Annotated in this window: 19 protein-coding genes and 1 pseudogene; 12 read left to right on the top strand and 8 right to left on the bottom strand. The window is 66.4% G+C overall.

Translation table 11 applies throughout. The features are described 5' to 3' along the window. Nucleotides 1-199 precede the first annotated feature (199 nt). The 4 genes from infC (at nucleotide 200) to CXQ91_RS02985 (ending at nucleotide 3,146) form a co-directional block, all read left to right on the top strand. Complete coding sequence (infC, locus tag CXQ91_RS03000) at nucleotides 200-1,261, top strand: translation initiation factor IF-3 (protein WP_374953613.1); 1,062 nt, start codon at nucleotides 200-202, stop codon at nucleotides 1,259-1,261. A gap of 113 nt (nucleotides 1,262-1,374) precedes the next feature. Next, on the top strand, nucleotides 1,375-1,569 hold the full coding sequence (rpmI, locus tag CXQ91_RS02995; protein WP_009358635.1) for a 50S ribosomal protein L35: 195 nt from the start codon (nucleotides 1,375-1,377) through the stop codon (nucleotides 1,567-1,569). 119 nt (nucleotides 1,570-1,688) lie between these two features. Next, on the top strand, nucleotides 1,689-2,204 hold the full coding sequence (gene rplT, locus CXQ91_RS02990; protein WP_258073807.1) for a 50S ribosomal protein L20: 516 nt from the start codon (nucleotides 1,689-1,691) through the stop codon (nucleotides 2,202-2,204). 45 nt (nucleotides 2,205-2,249) lie between these two features. Next, nucleotides 2,250-3,146 carry an RNA methyltransferase gene (locus CXQ91_RS02985; protein ID WP_104172451.1) on the top strand — a complete coding sequence of 299 codons (897 nt, stop codon included), beginning with the start codon at nucleotides 2,250-2,252 and terminating at the stop codon, nucleotides 3,144-3,146. Nucleotides 3,147-3,256: 110 nt separating this feature from the next. Here the strand turns inward: CXQ91_RS02985 and CXQ91_RS02980 are convergent, their stop codons facing one another. Further along, on the bottom strand, nucleotides 3,257-3,526 hold the full coding sequence (locus CXQ91_RS02980) for a GlsB/YeaQ/YmgE family stress response membrane protein (RefSeq protein WP_104172450.1): 270 nt from the start codon (nucleotides 3,524-3,526) through the stop codon (nucleotides 3,257-3,259). Nucleotides 3,527-3,760: 234 nt separating this feature from the next. On the opposite strand from CXQ91_RS02980, the gene CXQ91_RS02975 reads away from it, so the two are divergent. Further along, a complete protein-coding gene (locus tag CXQ91_RS02975; RefSeq protein WP_104172449.1) occupies nucleotides 3,761-4,678 on the top strand; it encodes a cation diffusion facilitator family transporter in 918 nt (305 codons plus the stop codon). A gap of 61 nt (nucleotides 4,679-4,739) precedes the next feature. Here the strand turns inward: CXQ91_RS02975 and CXQ91_RS02970 are convergent, their stop codons facing one another. Beyond that, nucleotides 4,740-5,951 (bottom strand): MFS transporter, encoded by a 1,212-nt coding sequence (locus CXQ91_RS02970; protein ID WP_104172448.1) that lies wholly within the window; start codon nucleotides 5,949-5,951, stop codon nucleotides 4,740-4,742. A 211-nt stretch (nucleotides 5,952-6,162) separates the two neighbouring features. On the opposite strand from CXQ91_RS02970, the gene CXQ91_RS02965 reads away from it, so the two are divergent. The 3 genes and pseudogenes from CXQ91_RS02965 to CXQ91_RS02955 all read left to right on the top strand — a co-directional run. Next, a complete protein-coding gene (locus tag CXQ91_RS02965; protein ID WP_104172447.1) occupies nucleotides 6,163-6,615 on the top strand; it encodes a (deoxy)nucleoside triphosphate pyrophosphohydrolase in 453 nt (150 codons plus the stop codon). Nucleotides 6,616-6,773: 158 nt separating this feature from the next. Next, nucleotides 6,774-7,247, top strand: a complete 474-nt coding sequence (locus tag CXQ91_RS02960; protein WP_104172446.1) for an ATP-binding cassette domain-containing protein — start codon at nucleotides 6,774-6,776, stop codon at nucleotides 7,245-7,247. After that, nucleotides 7,193-7,333: pseudogene (locus CXQ91_RS02955) on the top strand (MetQ/NlpA family ABC transporter substrate-binding protein); the annotation flags it as partial. The gene CXQ91_RS02960 and the pseudogene CXQ91_RS02955, both read left to right, overlap by 55 nt. Before the next feature lie 55 nt (nucleotides 7,334-7,388). Here the strand turns inward: CXQ91_RS02955 and CXQ91_RS02950 are convergent. Further along, complete coding sequence (locus CXQ91_RS02950) at nucleotides 7,389-8,558, bottom strand: Rv2578c family radical SAM protein (RefSeq protein WP_104172826.1); 1,170 nt, start codon at nucleotides 8,556-8,558, stop codon at nucleotides 7,389-7,391. Between the two features lie 79 nt (nucleotides 8,559-8,637). On the opposite strand from CXQ91_RS02950, the gene pcp reads away from it, so the two are divergent. Beyond that, a complete protein-coding gene (gene pcp / locus CXQ91_RS02945; protein ID WP_104172445.1) occupies nucleotides 8,638-9,288 on the top strand; it encodes a pyroglutamyl-peptidase I in 651 nt (216 codons plus the stop codon). A gap of 34 nt (nucleotides 9,289-9,322) precedes the next feature. On the opposite strand, the gene CXQ91_RS02940 is transcribed toward pcp, so the two are convergent. Together CXQ91_RS02940 and CXQ91_RS02935 are read right to left on the bottom strand one after the other, a co-directional pair. After that, entirely contained in the window at nucleotides 9,323-9,967 is a 645-nt protein-coding gene (locus CXQ91_RS02940; protein WP_104172444.1) for an SIMPL domain-containing protein, read from the bottom strand. A 1-nt stretch (nucleotide 9,968) separates the two neighbouring features. Next, entirely contained in the window at nucleotides 9,969-10,445 is a 477-nt protein-coding gene (locus CXQ91_RS02935) for a DUF4157 domain-containing protein (RefSeq protein WP_104172825.1), read from the bottom strand. 294 nt (nucleotides 10,446-10,739) lie between these two features. On the opposite strand from CXQ91_RS02935, the gene pheS reads away from it, so the two are divergent. Genes pheS through CXQ91_RS02920 form a run of 3 tightly spaced genes read left to right on the top strand, consistent with a single transcriptional unit; the run spans nucleotide 10,740 to nucleotide 15,075 of the window. Beyond that, nucleotides 10,740-11,801 carry a phenylalanine--tRNA ligase subunit alpha gene (pheS, locus tag CXQ91_RS02930; RefSeq protein WP_104172443.1) on the top strand — a complete coding sequence of 354 codons (1,062 nt, stop codon included), beginning with the start codon at nucleotides 10,740-10,742 and terminating at the stop codon, nucleotides 11,799-11,801. 2 nt (nucleotides 11,802-11,803) lie between these two features. Next, nucleotides 11,804-14,347, top strand: a complete 2,544-nt coding sequence (gene pheT, locus CXQ91_RS02925; RefSeq protein WP_104172442.1) for a phenylalanine--tRNA ligase subunit beta — start codon at nucleotides 11,804-11,806, stop codon at nucleotides 14,345-14,347. Between the two features lie 47 nt (nucleotides 14,348-14,394). Further along, nucleotides 14,395-15,075: a 4'-phosphopantetheinyl transferase superfamily protein gene (locus CXQ91_RS02920; protein ID WP_104172441.1), complete on the top strand. Its 681-nt coding sequence runs from the start codon at nucleotides 14,395-14,397 to the stop codon at nucleotides 15,073-15,075. A 31-nt stretch (nucleotides 15,076-15,106) separates the two neighbouring features. Here CXQ91_RS02920 and CXQ91_RS02915 read toward each other — a convergent pair whose 3' ends face one another. From CXQ91_RS02915 to CXQ91_RS02905, 3 genes are all read right to left on the bottom strand, one after another. Next, on the bottom strand, nucleotides 15,107-16,474 hold the full coding sequence (locus tag CXQ91_RS02915; protein WP_104172440.1) for a M1 family metallopeptidase: 1,368 nt from the start codon (nucleotides 16,472-16,474) through the stop codon (nucleotides 15,107-15,109). Between the two features lie 55 nt (nucleotides 16,475-16,529). Further along, nucleotides 16,530-20,507, bottom strand: a complete 3,978-nt coding sequence (locus CXQ91_RS02910) for a Pls/PosA family non-ribosomal peptide synthetase (protein ID WP_374953612.1) — start codon at nucleotides 20,505-20,507, stop codon at nucleotides 16,530-16,532. A gap of 114 nt (nucleotides 20,508-20,621) precedes the next feature. Beyond that, nucleotides 20,622-21,587: a quinone oxidoreductase gene (locus CXQ91_RS02905; protein WP_104172439.1), complete on the bottom strand. Its 966-nt coding sequence runs from the start codon at nucleotides 21,585-21,587 to the stop codon at nucleotides 20,622-20,624. Between the last annotated feature and the right edge of the window lie 61 nt (nucleotides 21,588-21,648).

Genomic DNA, 21,648 nt, shown 5'->3' with positions numbered 1-21,648 from the left:
GGTCGGGCATTCCATGGCGGCGTCAGCCGGGTGGAACGCGTACAGCCTCCCCGGAGGCGTTGTACATCCGATCTTCGAGGCCTTCGATTGCTCCGGCAATTGGGGGCCTTCTCTATTTTGTCGGTGGAATACTCACCTCAACCACAGGAGTTCTAACATTAGCGAGCCAAGAATCAATGAGCGTATCCGCGTCCCCGAGGTGCGGCTGGTCGGCCCTGCAGGCGAACAAGTAGGAATTGTCCGTATTGAGGACGCCCTGCGTTTGGCTGCCGAGTCCGACCTTGATCTCGTTGAAGTTGCACCGCAGGCCAAGCCTCCGGTGTGCAAGCTGATGGACTTCGGCAAGTACAAGTACGAAGCCGCCGTCAAGGCACGCGAGGCCCGGAAGAACCAGACCAACACGGTTCTGAAGGAAATCCGGTTCCGGCTGAAGATCGACACCCACGACTACGAGACGAAGCGCGGCCACGCCCTCCGCTTCCTCGGCGCCGGGGACAAGGTCAAGGCCATGATCCAGTTCCGTGGCCGCGAGCAGCAGCGTCCGGAAATGGGCATCCGCCTGCTCCAGCGCTTCGCCGACGACGTTGCCGAAGTGGGAGTTGTCGAGTCCAGCCCCCGCATCGACGGCCGTAACATGGTCATGGTTGTAGGACCGCTGAAGAACAAGGCTGAGGCCAAGGCCGAAGCACGCCGTGCGACGCAGCGCGCTGAAGCAAAGGCTGAGAACGAAGCCAAGGCCAGCGGCCGGGTGGATGTCAGCCGCGACCAGCCCGCCATGACGCAGTCCCTCGCGGACCTGCTTCCTGAGGGTTACGTTGTTTCGACTGAAGAGGCAGCGCCCGAGGCAGACGTTGAGGCCACTACGGCGCCAACGAGCGTCGAGGCACCCGCCGAAGCGGTTGCGGCACCGGAAGCCGAAGCCCCGGCCAAGGAAGCTCCGAAGCAGGAAGCTCCGGCCGAGGAAGCGCCCAAGCAGGAAGCTCCGAAGCAGGAAGCTCCCAAGCAGGAGGCTCCCAAGGTAGCGAAGCAGGCAGCGCCGAAACGCGAAGCCCCCAAGGCTGCAGAAGCACCGCGTCCCGCGGTCAGCAGGCCGGTTGTGGCCAAGGCGCCTGAAACGCCGAGGCCTGCTGCGGCTGCCCCCGTGGCACCGAAGCCTGCCGGAGTTCCCGCGCCGCCGCCCAAGCCGGTAGCACGGCCCGCAGCACCCAAGCCTGCAGCACGGCCGGCCGCTCCCAAGCCGGGCAGCAAGAAGACCAACTAGTTCAAAGCTGCGCGAAGTGCCTTCGCGCAGCAAGCAACCAGCATGCCGCCCGCAGGGGTGGCTGCACGAAAGACTGCAGACATGTCTGCGGATACGTAAGGAGATCGGTTCCCATGCCGAAGATGAAGACCCACAGTGGTGCTAAGAAGCGCTTCAAGCTGACCGGCAGCGGCAAGCTGCGCCGCCAGCAGGCCAACCGCCGCCACTACCTCGAGCACAAGTCCTCCAGGCTGACCCGTCGCCTCGCCGGCGACAAGATCGTCTTCAAGGGCGACGCCAAGGTCATCCGGAAGATGCTCGGCATCTAAGTTCCAAGTTCTCTGACTGTTAGCCACCTGGCAGCAGTCAACTACCAAAAAGGCTTCTCAGGCCAGCCGGTTGTTCCGGCAGTAGTCGCTTGGGATCAGAATTCTGAAGGAGTACGCACGTGGCACGTGTGAAGAGGGCGGTAAACGCCCACAAAAAGCGCCGGGTTATCCTTGAACGCGCAAAGGGCTACCGTGGACAGCGTTCACGCCTGTACCGCAAGGCTAAAGAGCAGCTGCTGCACTCGTTTGTGTACAGCTACGGTGACCGCAAGAAGAAGAAGGGCGACTTCCGCCGCCTGTGGATCCAGCGCATCAACGCTGCATCTCGCGCCAATGGCCTGACCTACAACCGCCTGATCCAGGGCCTGAAGGCCGCTGAGGTCGAGGTTGACCGCCGCATGCTGGCAGAACTGGCCGTCTCTGACGCCAACGCCTTTGCCGCCCTGGTGCAGATTGCCAAGGACTCGCTGCCTGCTGACACCTCCGCTCCGGCCGTCGCTGCCGAAGCCGCCCCGAAGGCAAAGGCACCGAAGGCCAAGGCCGTCAAGGCCGCCAAGGCAGAGGAAGCTCCCGCTGAGAAGGCCCCCAAGGCCAAGGCTGCAAAGAAGCCGGCTGCTGACGAGGCTGCCGAGTAACATCCCCGTTCAAGAACCGGCTGCCAAAGCAACTAAGGTTCTTATATGAACGAAACCGGGCGCCCGCAAGACTTTCCACTTTCCAACCCCAGAGCTGATCGGGTGAGGAAGGTGGCACAACTTGCCGGGCGCCCGGCCCGTTTAAAGCGCCGCGAGTTCCTGGCGGAGGGTCCGCAGGCCGTGCGCGAGGCCCTGACACTGCATCAGAAGCGGATTGCCGCGGGGGAGCCCGGCATCGTCTATGAGGTCTACGCGAGCGAGTCCTGCCTGGACCGGCACCCGGACCTGGAGACACTCGCGGAGGGCACCACCGCCTACCTCGCCACCGACGAAGTGCTCGCCGCGATGGCGGACACAGTCACCCCGCAGGGCATTCTCGCGGTCTGCGGTTTCCTGGACGTGAGCCTTGAGCAGGTACTCGACGCCGGTCCGCAGCTGGTTGCCGTCCTGTGCCAGGTCCGCGACCCCGGTAACGCGGGAACCGTGCTCCGCGCAGCCGATGCCGCCGGCGCCGACGCCGTCATTCTGACCGCGTCCAGCGTGGACATCTACAACCCTAAAGCTGTCCGTTCGACGGCGGGATCCCTCTTCCATCTGCCGATCGTCCTTGGCGCCGACGTAGCCGAGCTGGTGGCCCGATGCAAGGAGCGCGGGATCGGGGTCCTCGCCGCCGACGGTTACGGCCAGCTGAACCTGGACCGACTCCAGGACGAGAACGCGGCCCGCCGTCTGGGGGACTCCGCCGCGGAATCGATTTACGCGCTGGAAAAGCCCACAGCCTGGCTCTTCGGCAACGAGGCCCAGGGCCTGTCCGAGGATGAAATCGCGCTGGCCGATTACCGGGTGGCCGTACCCGTCTACGGGAAAGCGGAGAGCCTGAACCTCGGAACCGCCGCCACGGTCTGCCTCTACGCCAGCGCCCGGTCGCAAGAGCGCAGCTGACCAGCAGCCACACCCACAACGCAAAGGCGGGGGCCCACCTTCCGGTGGGCCCCCGCCGTCGTAATCTTCACCATTGGGCATCTCTGTGCCCTGAGCGGTGGTGAGTGTAGTTATGTGGTGGTCTTTTTCCGGCCGGTGATGAAGCCGTAGATGCCGGCTACGACGAGGCCGCCGACGATGGCGAGAAGCCAGGAACCGAGGTTCCAGAATTCCATCCTGCCGCCGCCGAACAGAAGGTCGCCGATCCAGCCGCCGACGATGGCGCCGACGACACCAAGCACGAGGCTGGTGACCCAGCCGCCGCCGACCGTACCAGGCATGATTGCCTTGACGATTGCTCCTACAATGAGTCCGAGAATGATCCAGCCAAGAAAGCCCATGTCTCCTCCTACATATTCGTCGGAACTCACTACGGGTCCCGATTATGGCTTCAAGCTAACACACGGTGTGTTTCCTTGTCAGCAGGCTTAGTTTCATTGTTTTTGATGTCATCCACCGTGACGCGTGGTATGTCCGGTCGCGGCTGGCGGGTACGGTATTCATTGCGGGCATCAGCGTTGTGCGGTGATCGCACGTGCAAATTTTCCGTCAATCCCTGAAGAGGTGAAGCTCACTTGGCTGCAAATGGCGGTACCAAGGCGATCGTCGCGGCTCTGGCTGCAAACCTGACCATCGCTGTACTGAAGTTCGTCGCTTTTTTCCTGACGCTGTCGTCGTCGATGCTGGCTGAGGCCATCCACTCTGTAGCCGACTCCGGCAACCAGATCCTCCTGCTGGTGGGCGGCAAACGCGCCAAGCGTGCCGCGAGCCCCGAGCACCCCTTTGGCTACGGACGCGAACGGTACATTTATGCGTTCATCGTCTCGATTGTGCTGTTCAGCGTGGGTGGCCTGTTTGCTCTGTACGAGGCTTGGGAGAAGATTCAGCACCCCCACGCCATCGAAGGCGATTTCTGGTGGGTTCCCCTGGCTGTGCTAATCGGGGCAATTGTCGCTGAATCGTTCTCGTTCCGGACGGCGATCATCGAGTCAAACCACGTGCGCGGCAAGCAGAGCTGGGTGCACTTCATCCGCAACGCCAAGCAGCCCGAACTGCCTGTCATCCTGCTCGAGGACCTCGGTGCCCTGCTGGGCCTGGTGTTCGCACTGTTCGGCGTAAGCCTGACCCTGATTACCGGTAACGGTATCTGGGACGCCCTTGGCACCGCGATGATCGGCTTCCTGCTGGTGGCCATCGCCATCGTGCTGGCCCTGGAGACCAAGTCGCTGCTGCTCGGGGAATCCGCCACGAAAGCTGACTCCGCCAGGATCAGCGGAGCCCTCGAGGCCGACGGCACCAGGATCATCCACCTGAAGACCATGCACCTTGGCCCGGAAGAACTGCTGGTTGCGGCCAAGATCAGTGTCGGCGCCGCCGCCACCGGCGCGGAGATCGCCAAGGTCATCGACGACGCCGAAAGCCGCATCCGCGAGGCTGTGCCCATTGCGCGGGTCATCTACCTTGAACCCGACGTGGAACGCGCGCACGTCTGATCCAACCCGCCCGGGCTGCCACGGCCGCCGAAGGCCGCTGGACCGAACCTGTTAGGGCAGGCTAGGAGACCAGCGGCCTTTTGTGTTCCAGCAGGCCGCTGAGGAGGGCAACGCCGAGGCCGAGGATGGCCAGGACCGCCCCCACGAGTGCAGGCGCAACATAGCCCCAGCCCCACGCAATGACCAGGCCGCCCAGGAAGGCGCCGAGGGCGTTCGCCACGTTCAGGGCCGCGTGGTTGAGCGAGGATGCCAGGGACGGGGCATCGGGGGAGGCGTCCAGCAGCCGGGTCTGCAGTGCCGGGACCAGGAGGGAGCCTGCCCCACCCACCACAAACACGATCACAAAGGCGGACCACGGCCAGTGGACCGCCACCGCATAGATGACCAGCGCGACCGCGATGCCAGGCAGGACCCAATAGATTGTGCCCATCACTGACTTGTCCGCGATGCGGCCGCCAACGATGTTTCCCGCCACCATGCCCAGGCCGTACAGCGCGACGACCAGCGGCAGCCAGGCGGCCGGGATGTCCGCCACGGAGGTCATGGTGTGCGCAATGTACGTGTAGGTGGCGAAGAAGCCGCCGAATCCCACGATACCGATGAGGATGGCGAGCCAGACCTGCAGCCGCTTCAGGGCGCCAAGTTCCCGACGGATGCTGGCGTCAGGGTGCGCTGCCTGGAACGGGACAAACTTCCAGAGCATGCCAAGCGTGACCAGCCCGATGACGCCCACCAGGACAAAAAGCAGGCGCCAGCCAAAGGCCTGGCCCAGCCACGTGGCGAACGGAACGCCGATGACGTTCGAGATCGTCAGCCCGGCCATGACCATGGAGATCGCCCAACCGCGCTTCGTCGGCGCGACCAGCGACGCAGCGATCACGGCCGCCACACCGAAGAACGCTCCGTGCGGCAGGCCGGCCGCGAACCGGGACAGCAGCATGGTGCCGTAATCCGGAGCGATGTACGACGTGAGGTTGGCCAGGCTGAAGAACAGCATGAGACCCAGCGCGAGGTGCTTGCGGGGAAGCTTGGCGCCGACAGCTGCAAGGAGGGGCGCCCCGATGACAACGCCGAGGGCGTAGGCAGAGATGAGGTGGCCGGCTTCCGGGGTGCCGATGTTCAGGCCCTGCTCCACCTCCTTGAGCAGTCCCATCATGGTGAATTCCGTGACGCCGATGCCGAATCCGCCCATCGCAAGGGACACGATGGCCAGGGCAAGGTGTTGGGCTCCTGCCTTTGGCTTGGCGGGGCTGAGGGTGGGCGTGGAGGTCATTGGCCTGCTCTTCGAAAGTTCCGGTTCTGGCGGGTCTGCTTCAGGCGGTCACCGTTCCCGCGGTGCGGGAAGCATAAGTAGCGGCTGAGACGCGACTGAATAAATCTGATTACTGCAACGATGGGGGAGTGGTCCGTATTCCGGCGTGGCGGCCATTTTCGGGGACGGCGGTGGAATCGGCCTCAACCATTGTCCCCCATAGACTGTTGCGGTGACTGGACTCATCAATGTTGTCGGCGGAGCGGTTGTGGATTCGCTGAGTGCCCCTGCCCGGCTCCTGGTGGCGCGCCGGACGTCGCCGCCCCAGTTCGCCGGAATGTGGGAGTTCCCGGGCGGGAAGGTGGAGCCGCTCGAATCCGCGGAAGACGCCCTGCACCGCGAACTCCGCGAAGAACTGGGCATCGGCGTCCGGCTGGGCACTGAATTGCTGGCGGAATCCGCCGCCGGCTGGCCGCTCAATGCCAGGGCCTCCATGCGGGTCTGGTTTGCCGAGATTGCGGACGGCGAACCCCGCCCGCTGGAAGACCACGACGAACTGCGCTGGATCAGCCTGGCGGAAAGTGAGGAAGCTCTCACCCTGCCCTGGATACCGGCGGACTTCCCGATTGTCCGGGCCCTGCTGGCCGCCGTTGCCGGCTCAGAGCGGGTTCCACTGGAATCGTGAAATTATCCGAGTGCTGAACCCCGTTTCAGCGGGATGAATTCGGATTGGCCGCCTTCAGTGGCTTCTTGGCAGAATTCTTAAGTTGGGTGCGGACGATGTCCGCACCCGCTTTTACGGAAAATCGTTCCGCGAGGATTTGAGCCACCACAGGGAGCTCCATGATTTCCGTAGACCGGGTGTCGAAGAGCTATGGCTCAGGGGAGACAGCGGTCCGGGCGCTTGACGACGTTTCGCTGACCGTCGGCCGCGGTGAGATTTTCGGCGTCGTCGGCCAGAGCGGTGCCGGCAAGTGCACCCTGATCCGGACCGTCAATTCGCTGGAGCGCCCCGATTCCGGATCTGTCACAGTGGACGGCCGCGACGTCACGTCCCTGACCGGCTCCGGGCTGCGCAGCGCGCGGCACAACATCGGCATGATCTTCCAGCACCTCAACCTGCTCAGCAGCCGGACTGTGCAGGCCAACGTCGAGCTGTCCCTCGAAATTACCGGAGTGGGGCGCGCCGCACGGCGGTCACAGGCTTTGGAGATCCGCTCAAGGATGTCAAGGCGAACCCGAAGAACCTCGAGTTCACCGAGATCGAGAACGCCAGCCTGCCGCAGGCGCTCAATGACAAGGACGCCGCGATTGTAACGCTGGCATTCGCCCTGCCGGCCGGGCTGAGCGCCGACAAGCAGCTGCTCGTGGAGGGCAAGGACAGTGCCTACTACAACGTCCTGGCCGTCAAGGCTGAAATGAAGGACGACCCGCGCGGGCAGAGGCTGTTCAAGAGGGTCAGAACAGCGTGGGCCGGGCGGAATCCTCACTGGAGGCATGACCGCCCCTGCCGGTGTTTGCTGCGGTGCCCCGGAGGCCCGTTGTCCTCCCCGGGCCGGTTCCCGCTTCGGGCATGCTGCCAGCAGGATACTGTGCTTCCTCTTCCCTGGGGTCCTGGGCCAGATCGCGGTGGCTGAAGCCGTGCGAACCGGAAAAGCCATGCCGGGCCTTGAAATAGCGGATCCGCCCCGCGAGCCATTCGCGGTACTCCTTGGACGCGTAGGACCCTGTGCCGTACAGCCGGCGGTAACGGCCTGCCAGTTCGGGGTGGCGGGCAGCGATCCATTGCATAAACCATTCGCGCGTCCCCGGCTTCAGGTACAGGGCTCCGGCCGTAACACCCGTAGCACCTGCCGCGGCGAGTGAGCCAAAGAGCGAGTCCAGTGCTTCGTCGCTGTCGGAGAGCCAGGGCAGGATAGGCATGGCCATGACGCCGCACGGCAAGCCGGCTTCGCGTAGCCTCGAGACCAGCTTGAGCCGCGCCCTGGGTCCCGGAGTGCCGGGCTCGACTGCCTCGGCCAACTGTTCGTCAGTCATGGCCAGCGAAATCCCTATCCCGACCGGCACCTGCGCAGCGGCGTGCTTCAGCAGCGGGATGTCCCTGGCCAGCAGGGTCCCCTTGGTGAGGATGGACAGCGGCGTTCCTGAATCGGCAAGCGCGCTGATAATGCCCGGCATCAGCTGATACCGGCCCTCGGCGCGCTGGTACGGATCCGTGTTCGTGCCCAGGGCCACGTGGTGATGGCCCCAGGAAGGCTTTGCAAGTTCCTTCCGCAGGACTTCGGCAGCGTTGATCTTGACCACCACCTGGCTGTCAAAATCCAGGCCGGCATCAAAGTCCAGGTAGGTGTGGCTTTTACGGGCAAAACAATAGACGCAGGCATGGCTGCAGCCGCGATAGGGATTGACGGTCCATTCGAAGGGCATGCGGGAACCGGCCGCCACTTTGTTGAGCACCGATTTGGCGGTGACCTCGTGGAAAGTGACCCCGGCGAATTCGGGGGTTGAGACGGAACGCACAAGTCCGGCCAGCGGCAGCAACGCGTCAACGGCTGGGGCGGCTGCTGATGCGTTGCCTGCGGTGTTGCCTGCAGTCGCCGGCCGGAGTGCTTGTGCGTCCCATCTCATGGTTACCATTCGAAGGTATGTTCGAATAGAAGTCAAGGCCCCGACACCCGTGTGGAGCCGCTGTTGCTACGCTGGGGCCATGATTCTCCTGACCGGGTTCGAACCGTTCGGCGGCGAAACCACCAACCCGTCCTGGACCGCCGCGGAGGCGGCGTCCGGAATCCTGCAGGGGGAGGGCCACGCCGTCGCTGCCGTGGAACTGCCGTGTGTGTTCGGGCAGTCCATCGCAGTGCTGGAGGACGCGCTGCGGCGCCACAACCCGGAGCTTGTGATCTGCGTCGGCCAGGCCGGCGGGCGGCCGCGGATCTCCCTGGAGCGGGTCGCCATCAACTGCGACGACGCCCGCATCCCGGACAACGCCGGAAACCGCCCTGTGGACGAGGAAGTGGTCGCCGGTGGCCCGGCCGCCTATTTCAGCTCACTGCCAGTGAAGGCGGCGCTCGAGGCGCTTCGAACCGCCGGGATCCCGGCCGAGGTTTCCCAGACCGCCGGCACCTACGTCTGCAACCACATCTTCTACGCCCTGATGCACTCACTGAGCACCGGAATAGGCGCCCCGGCAACGCGGGGCGGCTTCATTCATGTCCCGTATGAGACCCGGCAGGTGCCCCAGGGTAGCGGTACCCCGTCGCTGCCCGCACCCGTGATGGCGGAGGCGCTCGCCGTCGTCGTCCGTACTGCCCTGGCTACGACGTCGGACGTCAAGCTGTCCGCGGGTACAGTCCACTAACCTCTCGCGTCGCGGCGCTCGCCGGCCGGCGGCGCTAGCTGCGTTCGCGAAGCTCCCAGACGACGCCCACCGTTGCCGACACGCTCGACTGCCCGGCCTCGATCCCCACGGAATCCGTGGCCATGGCGCGCTGCATTTTCGCCACCGGAATCGGTCCCGGGGCGCCGGGCTGCTGGGTGACGGAGACCACCGGACCAAGTTCAGCCCCCGCCAGCGACGCGAACTGACTGGCCGTGGCAAGGGCGTCCTGCCAGGCGGCCTCCCGTGCCTGTGCGGTGACGGCGGCAGGGTCCGCGAAGCCGAGGTCCAGCCCGTTCAGCCTGACGTCGTTGCCGCCGGCGCCCACCGCCCCGGCGATAACCTCCGAGGAGCCGGCAACGTCGCGCAGCCGGACGGACAGGACGCTTGAGGCCACGTACCCCGCCACGGTCTGGCCCTCGCCTTCCTTCCAGACGACGTCCGCGCGGACGTTGAGGCCGGAGGTGCTGATGTCCCGGTCGTCCACACCGTGCTCGCGCAGGACTGCCGATATCCCGGCCGAGGCCCTTCCGGCTGCCGCATACGCGGCGCCAACGTCCTCCCGGCGGCACTCGACGCCGACGGACACAGTCAGGAGGTCCGGCACGGCCTCAGCCGTCCCCGAGCCCGTCACCGCTACTGTCCTCGCGATTTTGGTCATGTCATGCCTCAATTCCATCGGCGGCTGAGTTGCCCGCACGGCGTTTGTCCTTACGGCGCTTGCCCGGTTTACGGATGCGCATATCCACGTATCCGCCGGCCTCCAGTCCTGCGAGGCGTTCAAAGATGTTCGCGGAGCCGGGGTTTCCCGTCCGCAGCTGCGACCAGCCGGCTGCGATGAAGTACAGCGGCAGGAACGGCAAGCCGCAGCACCAGGCATATTGGCTGCTGTGCCGTTCCTCATGCCGCAACAGCGCCCGATTGGACAGGGCCTCCGGCGCGTCGGCACGGAACAGCACCACGTTCCCCACGGTGAACGCCTGGGCAAAGGGGAGGCGCCACCGGTAGCCGGTGGCGATCAGCAGGCCGCGCGGTCCGGTGCGGACAGCCGTGCGGGCACACCGGGCCAGCAGCAGGCCCAGAAGCGTAGATGCATTCAGCGCGTTGGCGATCTGCCGCAGCCGCTGTCCGGAGGTCATGAGGCCATGGTAGCGGCAGCCGGTGATGCCTGCTCCTGCCCGCCGTTCCTCCTGCAGCCTCACTGCAGAGGCTGTCACGTTGAGCGCTGTGGCACGTTCAGCCGGGCGCCTTCAACTAGACTGGGGGAGAGTGCCCGCCGGACGAATTCCGGCGAGCCCTGCCCTTTGTCACTTCACGCGTCCGCGGAAATCGGCCGCGCGGAAAGACAAGTCAGTGACGGACACGCTGCCGGTGGACCCGAATGCAGCTGGACAGGTCGCTGGCGATACCCGACTCGTAGCTAAGAACAGTAGATGACTGAAACTTTGCCGGGCGCTGCCATCCCGAACCCTCTGGATGAAGCTGCCATTACTGCCGCTGTAGACCACGCCGTCGCCGCCATTGCTGCTGCCTCCTCCCTTGATGAGCTCAAGGCCGTGAGGCTCGCGCACACCGGCGAGAAGTCGCCGCTGAGCCTCGCCAACCGTGAAATCGGCGGCCTGGCGAAGGACCAGAAGGCCGCCGCCGGAAAACTCATGGGTGCCTCCCGCGGACGCGTCAACAAGGCGCTCGCGGACCGCACCGCCGAGCTGGAAGCCGAAAATGACGCACGGATCCTCGTCGAGGAGACCGTGGACGTCACTGCCGCCCCGCGTCGCCGCCGTGCCGGTGCGCGCCACCCGCTGTCCACGCTGCAGGACCGTGTGGCGGACATCTTCGTCGGGATGGGCTGGGAAATCGCCGAAGGTCCCGAGGTGGAATCCGAGTGGTTCAACTTTGACGCCCTGAACTTCAAGCCGGACCACCCGGCCCGCGAAATGCAGGACACGTTCTTTGTGGAGCCCCCGGAGGCCCACCTCCTGATGCGCACGCACACTTCCCCGGTGCAGGTCCGTTCCATGCTGGAACGCGAAGTGCCGATCTATGTGCTGTGCCCGGGCAAGGTGTTCCGCACCGACGAACTGGACGCCACGCACACGCCGGTGTTCCACCAGTTCGAGGGCCTGGCCATCGACAAGAAGCTCAGCATGGCGGACCTTCGCGGAACGCTGGAGCACTTCGCCCGGCAGATGTTCGGTGACGAGGCCCAGATCCGCCTGCGCCCCAACTACTTCCCGTTCACCGAGCCGTCCGCGGAGCTGGATATCTGGCACCCGGGCGCCAAGGGCGGTCCCCGCTGGATCGAATGGGGCGGCTGCGGCATGGTCAACCCCAACGTCCTTCGGGCTGCCGGCATCGATCCGGACGTCTATTCAGGTTTTGCCTTCGGCATGGGCATCGAGCGCACCCTTATGTTCCGCAACGAGGTGGGCGACATGCGCGACATGATCGAAGGCGATGTACGTTTCAGCGAGCACTTCGGGATGGAGATCTAACAGTGCGTATCCCACTTTCCTGGCTGCGTGAGTTCGCGCAGGTACCGGCCGGAGCAACGGCCGAAGACGTGATGGCCGAACTGGTCAAGGTCGGTTTTGAAGAAGAAGCGGTGCACCGCCCCACGGACGCGCTCAGCGGTCCCGTCGTGGTGGGCCAGGTCCTGAGCCTGGTCAAGGAACCGCAGACCAACGGCAAGACCATCAACTGGTGCCAGGTCCGCGTGGTCCCCGAGGGCCAGGAGCAGACCCTCACCGGCAAGGGCATCGACCCGTCCGGTGTCCAGGGCATCATCTGCGGAGCCCACAACTTCGTGGAGGGCGACAAAGTCGTAGTCACCCTTCCCGGCGCCGTGCTGCCCGGCGACTTCCACATCTCCGCCCGGAAGACCTACGGCCACCTGTCCGCCGGCATGATCGCCTCCGTCCGCGAACTGGGCATCGGCGAGGACCACGACGGCATCCTGGTGCTGTCCCGGATCGGGCTGGACCCGGAACTCGGCACGGACGCCATGGAACTGCTTGGCCTCTACGACCAGGCCGCCGAGATCAACGTGACGCCGGACCGCGGCTACGCGTTCTCCATCCGCGGCGTTGCCCGCGAATACGCCCACGCCACCGGAACGTCCTTCACGGACCCGGCGGCAAAGGTGCAGGCTCCGGCTGAGCTGGCCGGCGGCTATGGTGTCAAACTCAACGACGACGCCCCCATCTACGGCAACCCCGGCTGCGACCGCTTCGTGGCCCGCACCGTCCGCGGCGTGGACGCGACCAAACCGACGCCGCTGTGGATGGTTTCACGCCTGCGACTTGCCGGGATCCGCTCCATCTCCCTCCCCGTGGACATCTCGAACTACGTCATGCTGGAACTCGGCCAGCCCACGCACTGCTACGACCTGGACAAACTGTCCGGCGACATCGTGGTGCGGCGCGCCGTCGCAGGGGAGAAGATCACCACCCTGGACGACAAGGAGCGCACGCTCGACGTCGAGGACCTCCTCATCACTGACGGCTCCGGGGCGATCGGCATCGCCGGCGTCATGGGCGGCGCCGCCACCGAAGTGTCTGATTCCACCACGAACGTCCTGGTTGAGGCGGCACACTTCGACGAGGTGTCGATCGGCCGGTCCCGCAGGCGGCACAAGCTGCCCTCCGAAGCGTCCAAGCGTTTCGAACGCGGCGTTGACTGGCAGGTTGCCGGCATTGCCGCGCAGCGCGTGGTTGACCTCCTGGTCGAGCTGGCCGGCGGCACTGCCGACGATTCCGGCACCGATGTCGGCACTGCACCTGACGCCGTGGCCATCGAACTGCCCGCGGCGTTTGCCGCAGCGCGGATCGGCATTGATTTCACCGAAGAGCAGATCGTCACCTCCCTCGAGGACCTCGGCGCTGCCGTGGTGAAGAACGACGCCGGCTGGACAGTCACTGCCCCGAGCTGGCGGAACGACCTTGAAACCAAGGAAGACCTCTCCGAGGAAATCGCCCGGCTGGTCGGCTACGACCAGATTCCGGCGACGCTCCCCGTGGCACCCCCGGGACGCGGCCTGACCCGCGTGCAGCAGCAGCGCCGCCGTCTGGTCCAGGCACTGGCCGATGCGGGGCTCACCGAGGTCCTGGCCTACCCGTTCGTGTCCAAGGCCGCGAACGACACCTTTGGCGTGGCCGAGCAGGGAACCGCCCGCAAGGCCGTCAAGCTGGCCAACCCGATCAGCGAGGAACAGGGCTACCTGCGGACGTCCGTCCTTCCCGGCCTGATCGAGGTGGCCAAGCGCAACCACTCGCGCGGCTTCCGCGACCTGGCCGTCTTTGAGGCCGGCCTGGTGTTCCTGCCGGGTGATTCCGTGGGTACGCCGTCCATCCCGCCGCTCGGCGTCAAGCCCTCAGATGAGGTGCTGGATGCCCTGTACGACGGCGTTCCGGACCAGCCGCTGCACATCGCAGCGGTCCTGACGGGCCATGACTCGCCCGCTGCCGCAGCCCACACGCCGCGTGCCTGGGACTGGGCAGACGCCGTGGACATAGCCCGCCTAGCCGGAGACGTCCTCGGCGTCGAAATCGTCGTCAGCCAGGGCCACCACCAGGCCTACCACCCGGGTCGCGCAGCCCAGCTGGCCCTGCGTTCGGGCGAAGTTGTCGGCTACGCCGGCGAACTGCACCCCAAGCTGCTGGCCGCGCACGACATGCCGGCACGTTCGGTGGCGCTCGAGTTCAACGCCGACGCCCTCTTCGACGCGGCAGCCGACGTCATCGTCGCGAAGCACATCTCCGGTTTCCCGGTGGCCACCCAGGACGTTGCCCTGGTGGTTCCCAAGGAGATCCCGGCCGACGACGTCCTGGCCGCCCTCCGTGAAGGCGCCGGCGAGCTGCTGGAAGACGTGGCACTGTTTGACGTTTACGCAGGAAAGGGCATCGAGGACGGCAGGAAGTCGCTGGCCTTCGGCCTCCGCTTCCGTGCCCCGGACCGGACGCTGACGGCGGACGAGGCGTCTGCCGCCCGTGAGAGCGCCGTTGCCATGGCCGCCCAGCGCTTCGGGGCCGTTCAGCGCTAAGCGGGTCAGCGCCAAGCGCTCAGGGCTAAGACCGGAAGGGCGGGGCCATGGCATCACAACTTATTGTGCGTGCTTGCCCGCCCTTTCGCGTACCCGGGCAGGATTCAGCACGGGCGGCAGCGGAGCTGGAACGCGATGCCCGGCAGTTCCTGGACCCGCCGGAGCTGGAGCGCGCCCGCACCATGATGGCCGTGCCACGGCAGGATTTCCTGGCCGCAAGGATGGCCCAGCGCCTGCTCGCGGCGGAACTGCTTGGCGTGCGCGCGCAGGACCTGACCGCCCGTTACAGTTGCCCGCAGTGCGGCAGCGGTCCGGGCATCACCCACGGCAGGCCCGGCTACATGCTGGATGGAGCGCCCGCACCCCTGCTGCTGAGCCTGTCGCGGGCAGCAGGCTGGACCCTGCTGGCGGCCATGACAGACCCCGGTCCGTTGCAACGGCTGGGGGTCGACGTCGAAGATCCGCAGCGGCTGGATTTTGACGGGTTCGACGCCGTGGCGCTGACGACGGCGGAACGCCAGGCTGTGGCATCCCTGCACGGGGATGACCTCCTGCGCGGACGCGCCCGGCTGTGGGCGCGGAAGGAGGCCTTCCTGAAGATGACCGGGGAGGGCCTCAGCCGGGCGCCGGAGACGGTTGACGTGCTTGACCGCCCCGGCGTCAGGGACCTGGCCCCCGCTGTCTCCGGACTGCCGGTGGACCTGGTGGCCGCCGTCGCCGTCGGGTGATTTCAGGGTCCGGCCGAAGTAGCCGGGCGTGCTAACGGGCCGGAAGGGGCGGCAGTGTCTCCTCGAACAGCCAGGGATGGAGCAGGGCTTCCGAATCGATGCCCGCCACACGGTCCGCGGTCTGGATGAATCCGGCGGTGGAAACGGATCCGTGGCGGTTGTTCGCGGCCCAGTCGTGCAGCAGCGCAAAAAAGGCGAGGTCGCCGCACCGGATCCGCAGTGCGTGCAGTGCGAGGGCGCCGCGCTTGTACACGCGGTCATCGAACATCAGCTCAGGGCCGGGGTCGCCAACCACGATGTCCTGGCGCCCGGCGTCGAGCTTCCGCCAGGCGGAAGCGGCGCGCTCCGAGGCGCTCATGACGCCGGCCGCCTCTGACCAGATCCACTCCGCGTAGCAGGCGAATCCTTCATGCAGCCAGATGTCGCTCCAGGCCCCGACGGTCAGGGAATTGCCGAACCACTGGTGGGACAGCTCGTGGGCGATCAGCCGCTGCGATTCCCAGCCGGTGTCCAGGTGGTTGGGGCCAAAGATGGATAGCGTCTGGGATTCGAGGGGTATTTCGAGCTCGTCCTCGGCCACCACCACGGTGTACTCCTGGAAGGGGTAGGGGCCGAAGCTGTTGACGAACGTCCGCATCATCTCCGGCTGGCGGGCCAGGCCGCGGCGCGCGGAATCTGCCAGGGCCGCGGGCACCGCGACGTGTTGCGGGACGCTGCCGGCAACGGGTGTCGTGTCCAGGGTGAGGACATCGTAGCGGCCGATCTGGACAGTGGCGAGGTAGGTCGACATCGGCTCGGCCTGTTCGTAGGTCCACGTCTCACGGCTGGACCCTGTCCTGCGGGAGATCAGCAGTCCGTTGCACACGGCACGGTAATTGACGTCCGTGGTCACTGCGATCCTGTAGCTGGCTTTGTGCTGCGGGTGGTCGTTGCAGGGAAACCAGGAGGCGGCGCCGTTGGGCTGGCCTGCCACCAGTACTCCGTCGGTAAGTTCCTCCCATCCCACTTCGCCCCACAGGCCGCGCCGGGGACCGGGATTTCCCTCGTACCGGATGTCCAGGATGAAGCGGTCTCCCGGGAGAAGGGCGGCGTCAGGGACCACCACCAGCTGCTCAGCGCGCTGGCTGAATTTCCGCACCTTTTTGCCGTTGAGTGAAATTTTGACGGCGCGCATTCCCGCGAGGTCCAGGACAATGGCCGACGCCGCCCGGTCCGCCTCCGCGTGCAGGACTGCCCGGCCGTTCAACCTGTTGCTGGCCAGTTTGTAGTCCAGGTCCAGTTCGTACCTGGTGACCCGGTAGGCGTTCGTGCCGTGCCCCGGGACGTAGGTATCCGGGGAGCCTGACGGTTCGTCCGGCCGCCGCACGCCGTCGGGGCTGGATGTTGCTGCAAAACTCATAGAGCGGGCCTTCGTACTGCGAACGTTGCGGATCCGGGGACATGCCGTGCTGGAGCTACTTGAGCCGCGGAGCCGGGACTGCCGGGCCTGCCCACGGGCTGACCGGATTGCCCATCCAGTACGTCGCGGCGGGAACGGTTTCCCCGCGCATGACCAGGGATGCCGGCCCCACGGTGCCGCCCCTCGCGATGCGTGCCCGCGGAAGGATGACGCCATGTGGTCCCATCGTGGCTCCGTCTTCGAGGGTAACAGTGTCGATGCTCATGATGCGGTCGTGGAAAAGGTGGGTCTGGACCACACAGCCCCGGTTGACCGTTGAACTCTCGCCCAGCGTCACAAGATCCGCCTCGGGCAGCCAGTAACTCTCGCACCACGTGCCGCGGCCGATCGTCGCGCCCAGGCCACGCAGCCACCAGACAAGGGCCGGCGTTCCCGAAGCCGAGCGGGCGAACCATGGCGCGCTGACCATTTCGATGAAGGTATCCACAACCTCGTTCCGCCAGATGAAGGAACTCCACAGGGCGTGCTCGCCGGCCCTGATCCTGCCCACCAGCAGCCATTTCGCGGCGACGGCACTGGCCGCTGCAACGGCACCTGCTGCAAGGAGCACGAGGCCGCCCAGCAGGGCCGCGATACCGTAGCCGGACACCGCGGCGAGCCAGTCGAACGCGAGCATCACGCCGGCCGCCAGGGCCACCGTGAGGATCACCGGGATGAACCGGCAAAGCTCCCACAGGGCGCGCGCCAGTTTCAGCCGCAGTGGCGGCTGGAACGTCAGGGTGTTGTCTGTGGCGATGGCCGTGCGCCGCAGCCGCACGGGCGGACTGCCGAGCCAGGAGGTGCCCGACTTGGCCTTGGCCGGGGTGGCCGAGAGGACGGCGACCAGCGAATTCTTGGGGACGCTGCGTCCCGCACCGGTCATCCCGGAGTTGCCGAGGAAGGAGCGCTTGCCGATCTTTGCGGGGGCAATCCGCATCCATCCGCCGCCAAGCTCGTAGGACGCCACCATGGTGTCGTCCGCAAGGAACGCACCCTCGCCCACGGTTGTCATCTTGGGGAGCAGCAGGACAGTGGACGCCTCCACGTTCTTGCCCACCTTGGCTCCGAGCAACCGCAGCCAGACCGGGGTGAAGAGGCTGGCGTAAATGGGGAACAGGACATCGCGGGCCAGGTCCAGCACCCGTTCCGTAGCCCAGACCTGCCAGCCGATCCGGCTCCGCACCCGGAAGTAGCCTTCCGTGAGACCCACGCCCAGCAGGCGGGTCGTGGCGAGGATCAGCAGGAGATTGGTGATGAACCACACCAGCGCCGCCAGCGGCAGTGAGGCCAGGACCTGGGGCACCGCAGCCGAGAGGGATTCGCTGCCGCGGATGAACAGGAACACCACGAACGCCCCTGCGAAAGCGGACATGTAGGGGATAGTGGCCAGAACGGCGGAGGCTGCGGCAAATGCACCGAACCAGAGCCTGCCGATCAGCGGATGGGCGGGCGGTGTCTCCGGCCATGAGTGTTTGGCCTTGCCGATCCGCTCGGCGGGGGAACCGGCCACGAGTTGCCCGGCCTTGACCTTGCCGAGCACGGCGGAACCCGGCTCCACCTGGCCGCCGGCGCCGATGCTTGCGCCCGGCATGAGCGTGCTGCGCGCCCCCACTGCTGCGCCCGCCCCGACATGCACCCGGCCGATGTGGACGGAATCGCCGTCGATCCACCACCCGGACAGATCCACTTCGGGTTCGATGTTGCAGCCGCGCCCCAGCGACAGCATTCCGGTGACCGGCGGAAGGGAATGCAGCTGGACGTCGTTGCCGATCTTCGCGCCAAGGGCCTTCGCATAATAGGGAACCCAGGGAGCGCTTGCGAGGCTGATGGCGCCGGACAGATCCTGGATCTGCTCCGCCAGCCACAGCCGCAGGTGCACCTTGCCGGACCGGGGGTAGGTCCCGGGGACCACCTTCCGGAGCAGGGTCCTGGCAGCCAGGACAGAAATGCCCATCCGGCCGGCCGGGCTCACGAACACCAGCCAGGAGGCAGCCACCCACCACCACGAGATGACAGGAGCCGCCGAGAAGCCGGCAAAGGCTGCCAGCAGGTTGTTGGCTGCCATGACGTAGGTGAGCCAGCGCATCCCCACCAGGATGTGCAGGGGAACGCCCATCAGCGTCTGGAAAATCTGCGACTTCAATGCCGTGGGGCGGACTTCCCGCTCGGGCGCCGGACCCGCCACTCCTTCAGGCAGGGATTGCCGGGCGGCGTCGATCAGTGCGCCCACCCTGGGGGTGGCGTAGATGTCGGCCACGGTGATGGTGGGGTAACGGACCCGCAGCGCCGAGACCAGCTGCGCTGCTGCGAGGGATCCGCCGCCGTGGGCGAAGAAGTCCGCATCCAGGTTGGACGCCGGTGTCCCCAGGACGCGGCCCCACTGCTCCACGATCCAGCTGGCGTCGTCCGGCAGGTTCAGCGGGGCATTGTCCGCGTCGGCGGCCCCTGCTCCGGCCAACGGCCAGGGCAGGGAGTGGCGGTCAACTTTTCCGCTTGTCTTCGTGGGCAGAGATTCAACCACCGTCAGAAGTGGGATGAGCGCTGCCGGAAGGCTGGCCCCCAGCAGGCCACGGGCGGCGGCGAGGTCGATGTCCGCGGTGCCCGCAGGGGCAAGGTAGCCCACCAGGATCTGGTTTCCGGCCGCCGTCGTGCGCACTGCCGCCGCCGCGCCGGCAACACCCGGCAGTGCCTGCAGCGCCGCGTCGATCTCGCCGAGTTCAATCCGCCGGCCACCGAGCTTCACCTGCTCGTCGGCGCGCCCCATAAAGACCAGGCCCTCCGCTTCGTAGCGGACCAGGTCTCCGGACCGGTAGGCCCGGGCCCAGCCAAGGGATAGCATTGGCGCGTACTTTTCGGCATCCTTGGCGGGGTCGAGGTACCGGGCCAGCCCCACGCCGCCGATGATGAGCTCGCCCACTCCGCCCTCCGCCACCGGAACACCGCCCGCATCAACCACGGCAAGGTCCCAGCCGTCCAGCGGCAGGCCGATCCGGACGGGACCGGGCAGGCCCAGCGGTGCCGCGCACGCCACTACGGTTGCTTCGGTCGGTCCGTAGGTGTTCCACACTTCCCGGCCGTCCACGGCGAGCCGCTCCGCGAGCTCCGGCGGACAGGCCTCGCCGCCGAAAATCAACAGGCGCACGTTTTCCAGCGCTTCGGCCGGCCACAGTGCGGCGAGGGTGGGCACCGTGGACACCACTGTTATCCCGTGGCTGATCAGCCACGGACCTAGGTCCATTCCGGTGCGGACCAGCGACCGCGGAGCGGGGACGAGGCATGCACCGTAGCGCCAGGCCAGCCACATCTCTTCGCAGGAAGCGTCGAACGCCACGGACAGTCCGGCCAGGACGCGGTCCTGGGGGCCAATGGGTTCGTCCCGCAGGAAGATCCGGGCTTCGGCATCGACGAATGCGGCCGAGGACCGGTGCTGCACGGCGACTCCCTTTGGCGTGCCGGTGGAGCCGGAGGTAAAGATCACCCAGGAGTCGTCGTCGGGCTTCGGCATCCGGGGATCCGGGAACGGCTGCGGGCGCTTGCCCCCTGTGACGATCTCGCCGTTGGCCCTGAGGATGGCGGCCACACGGGCTTCACCGAACACGAGCTTGGCACGTTCGTCGGGGTCATCAGCATCCACCGGGACGTACGCGGCCCCGATCAGCAGGACCGCCAGGATGGAGACGTACAGCTTGTTGGTGCCGGACGGGATCCGGACGCCGATCTTGTCGCCGGCTCCGAGGCCCGCCTGGTGCAGCTCACGCGCCGTTGCCCGGACCTCGACCATCAGCTGTGCATAGCTCAGCCGCCGGTGTCCGTCGTCCAGGGCCGAGGCCTCCGGATACTTCCTGGCCGTCTCCTGGAGGATCTCGATCAGCGTCCGCTCGGGCGGCGCGGCGGCGGCGCCCGGCAGTTGCGGCCGGTACAGGCTCCGGACGGCCGGACGCGCATCGGTGCCGGTCTCCGGCGCGGAGCCGGGAGCTTGCGGTTGTTCAGTCACGGGGTGATTCTTTCCGCACAAGATGAACAGAAGGTGTCGCAGTTCGCCGGGGGTTCGCAGGGTGTTTGCGCCGCGTTTACCGGGGTCGCCTTTTACCGGCCCTCCTGTATCGGGTCAGGGAACCAGGATGACCTTGCCGGTGGTGCGGCGCTGTTCCAGGTCGTCGTGGGCCTGACCTGCCTTCGCCAGGTCGTAGCGGCCGCCGATCCGGACCTTGAGGCTGCCGTTCGCGGCCTCCGCGAAGATCTCATCGGAGCGCCAGCGGCGTTCCTGGGCGTTGCGCAGGAAGTGGTTTATGGTCGGCCGGGTCAGGTACAGGGAGCCGCCGGCGTTAAGCCGCTGCGGATCGAACGGCGGAACCGGTCCGGATGCGGCTCCGAAGAGAACAAGCGTGCCGCGGACACGCAGGGCAGCGAGGGAACCGTCGAACGTGTCCCTCCCGACGCCGTCGTACACCGCGTCCGCGCCGGTTCCGTCGGTAAGTTCCCGGACCCGGGCGGCGAAGCCTTCGTAGCGCAGCACATGGTCGGCGCCGGCTTCGCGGGCCAGCTTCCCCTTGTCGTCGGTGGAGACGGTGGTGATAACGCGGGCGCCCTTCGCCTTGAGCAGCTGGATCATGAGCAGCCCGACGCCGCCGGCTCCGGCGTGCAGCAGTATTGTGTGGCCCGGCTCGACGCGGAAAGAGGAATTGATCAGGTAGTGCGCGGTGATGCCCTGGAGCGGAAGGGCGGCCGCGGTGAAGTCGTCTACGCCGCGGGGGACAGGCAGTGCCTTGTCCTCGTTGATGAGGATGTAGCCGGCATAGCAGTTGGTGCCTTCAGCAGTGGCCACCCGGTCTCCGACCGAGAACACAGTAACGCCCTCGCCCAGCTCCTCCACCGTGCCGGCTGCCTCGGACCCCGGAGTGAACGGATAGGACACTTTGTACGTGCCGCTGCGCTTGTAGGTATCAATGAAGTTCACCCCGGTGGCGGCGACTTTGACCAGGAGCTGGCCGGGACCGGGCACCGGCCGAGCCACCTCTGCCAGCTCCAGAACATCCGGACCGCCCGCCTGGCGGGCGACGATTGCATGCATCATGTGTCTCCTTCCCTGGGCTGGGATTTCCAGGCCCGGATACTGGATCCATCCTAGGGACACC

The organism is Arthrobacter sp. Y81 (assembly GCF_002929335.1).
In the GTDB taxonomy this organism is placed as follows: Bacteria; Actinomycetota; Actinomycetes; order Actinomycetales; family Micrococcaceae; genus Arthrobacter.
The sequence above is the reverse complement of the archived record's forward strand: the minus strand, read 5'-3'. Positions and strand labels throughout refer to the sequence as shown.

What these genes read in the sequence shown, in the direction of transcription:
- rpmI (WP_009358635.1), top strand. Translation starts at nt 1,375, where the DNA reads ATGCCGAAGATGAAGACCCACAGTGGTGCTAAGAAGCGCTTCAAGCTG.
- CXQ91_RS02985 (WP_104172451.1), top strand. Translation starts at nt 2,250, where the DNA reads ATGAACGAAACCGGGCGCCCGCAAGACTTTCCACTTTCCAACCCCAGA.
- CXQ91_RS02980 (WP_104172450.1), bottom strand. Translation starts at nt 3,526, where the DNA reads ATGGGCTTTCTTGGCTGGATCATTCTCGGACTCATTGTAGGAGCAATC.
- CXQ91_RS02970 (WP_104172448.1), bottom strand. Translation starts at nt 5,951, where the DNA reads ATGACCTCCACGCCCACCCTCAGCCCCGCCAAGCCAAAGGCAGGAGCC.
- CXQ91_RS02960 (WP_104172446.1), top strand. Translation starts at nt 6,774, where the DNA reads ATGATTTCCGTAGACCGGGTGTCGAAGAGCTATGGCTCAGGGGAGACA.
- CXQ91_RS02950 (WP_104172826.1), bottom strand. Translation starts at nt 8,558, where the DNA reads ATGAGATGGGACGCACAAGCACTCCGGCCGGCGACTGCAGGCAACACC.
- pcp (WP_104172445.1), top strand. Translation starts at nt 8,638, where the DNA reads ATGATTCTCCTGACCGGGTTCGAACCGTTCGGCGGCGAAACCACCAAC.
- CXQ91_RS02940 (WP_104172444.1), bottom strand. Translation starts at nt 9,967, where the DNA reads ATGACCAAAATCGCGAGGACAGTAGCGGTGACGGGCTCGGGGACGGCT.
- CXQ91_RS02935 (WP_104172825.1), bottom strand. Translation starts at nt 10,445, where the DNA reads ATGACCTCCGGACAGCGGCTGCGGCAGATCGCCAACGCGCTGAATGCA.
- pheS (WP_104172443.1), top strand. Translation starts at nt 10,740, where the DNA reads ATGACTGAAACTTTGCCGGGCGCTGCCATCCCGAACCCTCTGGATGAA.
- CXQ91_RS02920 (WP_104172441.1), top strand. Translation starts at nt 14,395, where the DNA reads ATGGCATCACAACTTATTGTGCGTGCTTGCCCGCCCTTTCGCGTACCC.
- CXQ91_RS02915 (WP_104172440.1), bottom strand. Translation starts at nt 16,474, where the DNA reads ATGAGTTTTGCAGCAACATCCAGCCCCGACGGCGTGCGGCGGCCGGAC.
- CXQ91_RS02905 (WP_104172439.1), bottom strand. Translation starts at nt 21,587, where the DNA reads ATGATGCATGCAATCGTCGCCCGCCAGGCGGGCGGTCCGGATGTTCTG.